This window comes from Sphingomonas sp. CCH9-F2 (genome assembly GCF_001556735.1).
Lineage (GTDB): Bacteria > Pseudomonadota > Alphaproteobacteria > Sphingomonadales > Sphingomonadaceae > Sphingomonas > Sphingomonas ginsenosidimutans.
Genome location: NZ_LSJO01000514.1, coordinates 1 through 842, shown reverse-complemented (window position 1 = coordinate 842; position 842 = coordinate 1). Strand labels below are relative to the sequence as shown.

Annotated in this window: 1 protein-coding gene; it reads left to right on the top strand. The window is 68.8% G+C overall.

Annotation, left to right across the window (positions count from 1 at the left end; all coding sequences use genetic code 11):
• Positions 1 to 563, top strand: a 563-nt coding sequence (locus AX685_RS23370; protein ID WP_269450499.1) for a cold-shock protein, incomplete at its 5' end; no start/stop codon positions are given.
• Between the last annotated feature and the right edge of the window lie 279 nt (positions 564 to 842).

Below are 842 nucleotides of genomic sequence, written 5' to 3'. Positions count from 1 at the left end.
GCGGTGGCCGCGGGATGCCCCCGCAGGTCGTCGGCGAAGGCACCGGCGTGGTCAAGTTCTTCAACGGCCAGAAGGGCTTCGGCTTCATTGTCCGCGACGACGGTGGTGAGGACGTGTTCGTCCACATTTCCGCCGTGGAGCAGGCCGGCCTGACCGGCCTGGCCGAGGGGCAGCCGCTCGGCTTCACCTTGGTCGATCGCGGCGGCCGCATCTCGGCCACCGATCTCAAGATCGACGGCGAGCCGATGGCGGTGCAGGAACGCGCGCCCCGCGACGGCGGCTTCGGCGGCGGCGATCGTGGTCCGCGCGCCGGCGGTGCCGGTGGTGCCCCACAGCGTCAGCTGACCGGTGAGAAGGCGACCGGCACGGTCAAGTTCTTCAATGCGATGAAGGGCTTCGGCTTTATCCAGCGCGACGACGGGCAGCCTGATGCGTTCGTCCACATCTCCGCCGTCGAGCGTGCGGGGATGCCGACCCTGAACGAGGGCGACCGCCTCAGCTTCGAGATCGAGGTCGATCGTCGCGGCAAATATGCGGCAGTGAACCTCGAATCGGGCAGCTGATCGCTTCCTGACCGACGTTGATCGAACGACGGCCCGTCCGGCACCCGCCGGGCGGGCCGTTGTCGTTCTTGCCTGCGGCGTTTGTCTCCATGCGCACCGTCATCTGCCGACGATGCCATGACTGGCGCGATGACCCTCCCGTCATGCCGGATGGGTTCCGGCGTCCATACTGCCGCATTCGCGCGCGCCGGCCGGGTCGCGGGACCGCACAGCTCGAACCTCGGCGACCGTGATCCATCCCTACGCCGACGATCCGTCCGTCGACCGGCAGCGGCGGCT